The 7112-nt window shown below is 55.7% G+C and carries 4 protein-coding genes; all 4 read left to right on the top strand.

The features are described from left to right. Positions 1-2143: ATP-binding cassette domain-containing protein (locus Q7O19_RS00480; RefSeq protein ID WP_303807967.1), on the top strand; the 2143-nt coding region annotated here is incomplete at its 5' end. Between the two features lie 16 nt (positions 2144-2159). Further along, on the top strand, positions 2160-3320 hold the full coding sequence (locus Q7O19_RS00475) for an HlyD family efflux transporter periplasmic adaptor subunit (protein ID WP_303807965.1): 1161 nt from the start codon (positions 2160-2162) through the stop codon (positions 3318-3320). Between the two features lie 1047 nt (positions 3321-4367). Continuing rightward, positions 4368-4781, top strand: coding sequence for a hypothetical protein (locus Q7O19_RS00470; RefSeq protein ID WP_303807963.1), 414 nt, complete (start codon positions 4368-4370; stop codon positions 4779-4781). After that, positions 4778-7072, top strand: coding sequence for a GAF domain-containing protein (locus Q7O19_RS00465; protein WP_303807961.1), 2295 nt, complete (start codon positions 4778-4780; stop codon positions 7070-7072). Before Q7O19_RS00470 ends, Q7O19_RS00465 begins: the two co-directional genes overlap by 4 nt. Positions 7073-7112: the final 40 nt, after the last annotated feature.

Raw genomic sequence — 7112 nt, 5'->3', positions numbered from 1 at the left:
ACTTGGCAGCCGCGGCTGTTGGCAGGCGGAACGGAGCCCAATCATGGCTAAAGATAATCAACTCATCGCGGCGCTTGATGCGTTTGCTGTAGCCAAGGCCGCCTCACTGCCGCCCGGTTGGGAAAGTGAATTTGACGGCGACAGCTTGCCTGATGGCGCAGCCGCACTCGCTGCCTTGTGCGCCCGGCTTGGCTGGCCCGCGCCCCAGCAATTGTCTACGAGACCGAGGCCTGACCAGTTCCCGTTGCTCATCTGGTCGCCGAAGGACGGCTTTGGCGTCGCTGAACAGTGGAACAGTGAGTCAACGCTGCGGATGCGTAGCTTCGTGAATGTGGTGTGCGCTTATAGCGACGATCTGGCCTTTTTCGACCTTGCTTTCCCCGATCCGCTGAACAGCGATACGCCTGAGGCTGCTGTTTCGATTTTCTGGGGCGCCATCAAGCGGCGCCGGAATGTGTTGCTCACCGCGACGCTGGCGACGGTCGTCGCCAATATCCTTACCCTGGCCACGTCCCTTTATTCCATGCAGCTGTTCGATCGGGTAATTCCGCTTGGCAGCTTCTCTACCTTGTGGGTTTTGACGGTTGGCGTCTTGATCGCGCTCGTCCTTGATCTTGTCTTACGCACCACGCGCGCCTTGCTGATTGAGCGGGAAGCTGCGGAAGTTGATGCCGAGGTATCCGAGTATTTCTTCGCGCGCGCTCAGGCTGTCCGCCTCGATACCCGTCCACCTGGCATCGGTACAATGGCCGCCCAACTTAAGGGTCTCGAGCAGGTCCGCAGCATCATGTCTTCTGCGTCGCTTTTCGTGATGGCCGATCTGCCCTTCTCGTTGCTCTTTATCGTGGTTGTCTTCTGGATCGGCGGCGCCGTTGCTCTGGTGCCAGTGGTGTCGTTGCCGCTTGCCCTGATCGTGGCGTTTATGATCGCCCGGTCCCTTCGCGCGGGGACCGAGAAAGCGCAGGTGAGTGGCAATCGCAAGAACGGCATGCTTGTTGAATCGTTGGACGCTGTAGAGACAATCAAAGCAAATCGGGGCAACTGGTTCATGCTTGCGCGGTGGAACCGTTTGATCCGTGAGATCCACCACTATGAAGATCCCATTAAGCGCACATCCGCACTAGCATCCTCGGTGTTCTCATCACTGCAGCAAGTGTCCTACGTATTACTGATGGCCATAGGCGCCTTTGAAGTAGCACAAGGCCGCATGACGTCGGGCGGACTGCTGGCATGCTCCATCATCGCTGGACGGATCAATGGGCCGCTCATCAGCATGCTGCCCAACCTAATCGTGCAGTGGGGATACGCGCGTTCCTCGCTGAAGGCGCTTGATGCCATCCTTGCTCTGCCGATGGACCGTAGCACGGGCCAGGGCGCACTTCGCCCCGAACGCCTGTTAGGGAGCTTGATCGTTGAGAAGCTCAAATTCAGTTATCCTGGCACGCGTGAGGGCATGGAGATTGCGCGGCTTGAGATAAAATCAAACGAGCGTGTAGCGATCATAGGCGGCGTTGGTTCGGGCAAGTCAACCCTGTTGCGCTTGCTCGCTGGCCTCTATCTGCCGAAGGAAGGTTCCATACGACTTGGCGGGCTCGATGTATCGCAGATTGCCGACGACATTCTGCGCGCCCACGTCGCTTATCTGCCTCAAGAATACCGCCTCGTGAACGGGACCCTGCGTGAGAACCTCGTAATGGGGCTTGGCAATATCTCGGACGAAGACCTGCTGCAGTGCGCCCAGCGCACGGGCCTGGCCACCATGATTGCGGGCCATCCTAAGGGTCTTGACCTTATGCTGGCGGAAGGGGGAAGGGGCCTGTCAGGCGGACAACGTGGCTTGGTGGGCATGACGCGGCTCCTCCTTGGTCGACCCGGCTTCATGCTGCTCGATGAGCCAACGGCCAGTCTTGATCAAACTACCGAGCAGATGGTTATCAACAGCGTGATAAGCCAGATCGGTCCTGAACAAGGCCTTGTCCTTGTAACTCACCGACTGCAGCTCTTGTCAGTCGTCCAGCGTGTAATCGTGATGGCGCAGGGGCGCATCGTGCTTGATGGCCCGACCGCAGACGTCATAGCCCAGCTCACCCCCAAGCGGCCGGGCCCGCAGGCGGTGCCTGCTACCGCGGCGCCAGCACAATGATGATGAGTTGAATATAATGGAAAAATTGAAATCGATCCAGCTATCGAGCTGGATCATTAGCACCTCAGCCGCGGCTGTTTTGTCGTTCTTCCTATGGGCAGAGTGGGCAGAAATAGACCAACTCACGCGCGCCATGGGTAAGGTCATCCCAGTCGACAAAGTGCAGGTCATTCAGACTGCGGATGGCGGCGTTGTGGAGGAAATGCGCGTTAGGGAAGGTGATGCAGTTCGCAAGGGCCAGTTGCTGGTGCGCATTGATCGCGTCAAAGTGCAGGCCGCTGTTGGAGAAAGTCAAGCCAAGGTGGCTGCTTTCAGGAGCATAATGTCCCGTATTGAAGCTGAGCTATATGACCGCCCACTGAATTTTCCCGCAGAACTGCGATCATACCCAGATTTCATCGCGAACCAAACGGCCTTGTTCACAAAGCGCCGCCAAGCGATTTCGTCTGAGATTGCCGCACTGGAAGCAGTAAAGCGGCTGATGCAGCAGGAACTAGAGCTCAATATCCCGCTAGTTTCAAGCGGTGATGTCGCCCGTGCCGAGATCATACGAATGCAGCGCGGGATTGCCGATGTTCAAGGGCAGATTGTGAACAAGCGAAGCAAGTACCAGCAGGATCTCCAGGCAGAGTTTGCCAAGGTCGAAGAAGAACTAGTCAGCGCCCAGCAGATACTTGCCCAACGCATGGACGCACTCGCAGCCACAGAACTACGTTCGCCGGCTAACGGCATTGTCAAGAATGTTCGCTTTACAACTGTCGGCGCCGTGCTCCGCCCCGGGGATGAAGTGATGCAGATCGTACCCACCGGAGAAAAACTTATTGTGGAGGCTCAGGTCTCCCCCCGTGATATCGCGTTCATCAAGGTCGGGCAAAAGGCATCGGTCAAATTCGACACGTTCGACAGTGCCATTTATGGCTCCGGCGTTGGGGTCGTTTCCTATGTCAGCCCAGACACATTGGTGGAGCAACGCCCTGATGGCGAAAGCGCCACATATTATCGCATCAACCTCGACGTCGACATTAGCGAAATGCGTCCCAAGCGTGACAACGAGCAGATCATCATTCAGCCCGGGATGACCCTTACAGCGGAGATCAAGACTGGTGAAAACACGGTTTTAAGGTACCTGACAAAGCCAATCTTGAAGACCGTGTCGGAGTCTTTTAGCGAAAGGTAACTGCATTCGAACATCAGCCAAAACATGTGTTTCCTTCGTGATTACGAAGTGTAGATACGAAATTTGGCACGGTGCCGTGAAAATGCATCCGGCGAGGCTGAGAGCTCCGGCCAAACTTTAAGCGCGGCGGCGGGACTTAAACGATAACCAGTCTCACACGTCACGGGGGTTCCTGACGCCGGCCGATGAAAGGCCAGAGCATTGACCTTGGCCGAATAAGATCCGGGACAGGGTCAGAAGTCCGGAACTTCACACGATGCCCGGACACAAAACCGGAGAACCTTTGGGGGCGGCATCAATCAGGGGTGCACGTGATAGAATCATCCAATTCCGGACATATTGCTGACAGGATGCTGAAGGTGACTTTCACGATTGGGCCACGTGATAGGTCTCTTTGATGCCTAAAACTGAATGGATTGTGGGCGTCACGAATGAGCAGCTTGTTGGGTGGCGTCCACGTGATGTGGTGTTGGAGGATGCCCGCGATTTCACATTGGGATGCCGCACACTTTCTGCCCTCCCCCCGTGCAACGGGAGTATAGTGTTATATCTCAATTAGTTAACAAGTTTTATGCCACAAAGCAGCTCCGCAAGCCTCACACTTGTGCGATATGGGTGGCAGTTGCGTGGAGAACCCGCATTGATGAAGTCTGAAAACTGTATCGATGATTGGCTAAGCGCGGTCTGAAACGTCCTCATCTCACCGCTAGAGTTACACCTGACCGAAAAAGTCCTTCTGGCAGAGTATGTTGGTTCGTTTTTCAGCTATCGTTCAGTGCGAACCGATACCTAAGCCCCAAGATGGATCGCGCAATGGGAACTGACCCCTGATCGCATTCAGCGAGGATAAGCGCAGAGCGGTTGTTGTTGCACTTGGGTACCGTGGAACCGATGGCTTATGTGAACGGCGGGGTGCAAGCGATCAGGCCGTTGCTTTGGCTCGTGTCACCCGCAACAAAAACTGCCCGGTTGCAACCCCTGTCTCGAAAAAGCCACGGGGCCGCGGCATGACATGTTGGGGAGGGTAAGCCGTTGGCGACCATGGCAATGGCAGAGATTTCCGAACTCCACGCGCAAAACCTGCACTTACAGTCGACAATAGGCCAGCTGCGCAATGCGCTGGAAGTGGCCGCCGCACAAGCTCAAGGCGAAGTGCAAAGCGCGCGGGCTGCCATGGCCCAAGACATTGCTGACCTAAAGGATACCGTTCAGGCATTGCGGGATGGGCTGGATAGCCAGGCAATTGCTTCGGAGGCCGCCTTGCAGGCGCTGCGTGCTGCGCACGCTGCTGAAACCGATCAGCTTCGCTCTGCGGTCAATGCGCTTCGTCTTCAACTGGACACCGCCAATGCGGATGCCGCCCAATCACTTCGTTCGCAAGAGGCGCAGGCCCATCGCGATCAGGAAGTTCTCAAGGAACATATAAAATTGCTCCGCATCCAACTGGAAACCAACGCATGAAAGCTGAACATCCGACCGGTATCAGCCGCTCGGTCTCGCGCCGCACCCGCCGCGACGAGGCTTTGCGCCGCGCGAATGTGCTGCTGGAAGTCACCCGCCGTTGCTCCAGCCTAACCGATCTGAACTCCGTGCTTGCCGAATTGGTGCATCTAACTTCGCGTGAGCTGGACTGCGAGCGCGGCACCCTGTTTTTAAACGACCCCAAGACAGGCGAGCTTTATTCCCGCGTCGCAGAGGGAAATCTCACCCGCGAAATTCGCATTCTCAACAGCAGCGGCATCGCCGGTCACGTGTTCCGATCGGGCGAAGCCGTGCGTAGTGATAACCCATACGAAGACCCTCGCTTCAATCAATCAGTTGATGACCGCACGGGCTTTGTGACACGCAATGTCATCTGCGTACCGCTTTATGCCGCCTCGGGCGAAATTATTGGGGTAATTCAGAGCCTAAATCGCCGCAATGGCACATTTACAGACACAGATCTCGATCTTCTGCAGGATATCACTAACCAAGCCAGTACCATCCTTCAGAGCATGCAATATCTGGAAGAGATTGAACGCATCCGCGGTAAGGAAATGGCGTTTCTGGAACTTGTGTCGGACATCAATTCAGAATTCGACCTTTCTCGCCTTTTGCAGCGTGCAGTCAGCGAGACAACGAAGATGCTGGGCGCTGAACGTGCGACGATATTCCTGCACGATACCCCAACTGGCACATTGTTTTCACGGGTGAGCACCGGCGGCGATATCTCGGAAATTCGCTTTCCGGCAAATATAGGTATCGCTGGTGCCGTTTTCACCGCTGGCCAGACAATGAACATTCCGCATGCCTATGCAGACTTGCGGTTCAACCCTGCCTTCGACAGGCAGACCGGCTTCTTCACACGATCGATCTTGTGCGTTCCCATCATCAACAAGGAAAATCGCGCGATCGGCGTGGCGCAGGTGCTCAACAAGAAAGGCGGTAGCTTCTCCGACGAGGATGAACAACGCTTGAAGGCGTTTACCGCGCAGATCGCGATTGCGCTCGAAAACTCGAAGCTTTTCGATGATGTGCAACGGATGAAAAACTACAATGAAAGCATGTTGCAAAGCATGTCTAACGGCGTCCTCACGCTTGACGCCAACAACATAATCGTAACCAGCAACGCCGCCGGAGCACGCATATGGGCCGCATCTGAAACGGAACTCATTGGCAAACCGCTGGCCGACATGCTGGGCGAAAATGGCCAGTGGGTACTGGACCAACTCGAACACACCCGGGCCAGCCAAGAGAGCAGCTTCTACCCTGACACCACCCTTTCAGTGGGCGCCAAGGAAAAATCGGTCAACATCACGTTCATGCCATTGCGTGCAGCAGATGATAAGTCGCTCGGTTCGATGCTGATGTTGGAAGATATCAGCAGTGAAAAACGCATGAAATCGACGATGTCACGCTATATGGATCCTGTAATCGCTGCAAAGATGCTGGAGAACGACGGACTTGATCTTCTTGGTGGCGTCAGTGCCGAAGCAACCATCATGTTCACCGACGTGCGCGGTTTCACGGCTATTACAGAGGAATCCGGGGCGCAGGGTACCGTACAGTTCCTCAACCAGTATTTCACGATGATGGTTGATTGCATTACCCGCGAAGGTGGGATGCTGGACAAGTTCATTGGCGACGCGATCATGGCCTGCTTTGGTCTGCCGGTCGCCCAAGGTGACGATCCTGATCGCGCTGTGCGCGCCGCGATCACAATGATCCAGGAACTGTGGGAATGGAACATCGTGCGCAAGGCGCAGGGTCTGAAAACCGTTGACATGGGTATCGGTCTCAACACCGATAATGTCGTGTCCGGCAATATCGGTAGCCCCAAACGCATGGACTATACCGTTATTGGAGACGGTGTGAACCTAGCTTCACGTTTGGAGAGCGCCTGTAAGGCTTATTCGGCGCGCATTCTTGCGAGTGAATCCACAGTGTCTAAGCTGCGCGGAACGTATCGCCTTCGCGACATCGACCTGGTTGTCGTCAAAGGCAAGACGCAGCCGGTCCGGGTGTTCGAAATCCTCGACTTTCATGACACTCAAAGCTTCCCGAACCTTATGGACGTGGTCAACCATTTCGGCGAAGCCATGGTGGATTATCGTGGAGGCAAGTTCGATCGCGCCATTAAGCGCTTTGAACGTTGCCTACAGCTCAATCCGAGCGATAGCCTTTCACAAACCTATATCGATCGTTGTCAGGCTCTCTTGGCTAGCCCGCCGACGGAGGCATGGGATGGCGTGTGGGTGATGAAGAGCAAGTGAAAGCAGCGCCAGCAAGCTGACAGCCGGGGTCGCCCGTGCC

This window comes from Sandarakinorhabdus limnophila DSM 17366 (genome assembly GCF_945882885.1).
GTDB classification, from domain to species: domain Bacteria; phylum Pseudomonadota; class Alphaproteobacteria; order Sphingomonadales; family Sphingomonadaceae; genus Sandarakinorhabdus; species Sandarakinorhabdus limnophila_A.
The sequence above is the reverse complement of the archived record's forward strand: the minus strand, read 5'-3'. Positions and strand labels throughout refer to the sequence as shown.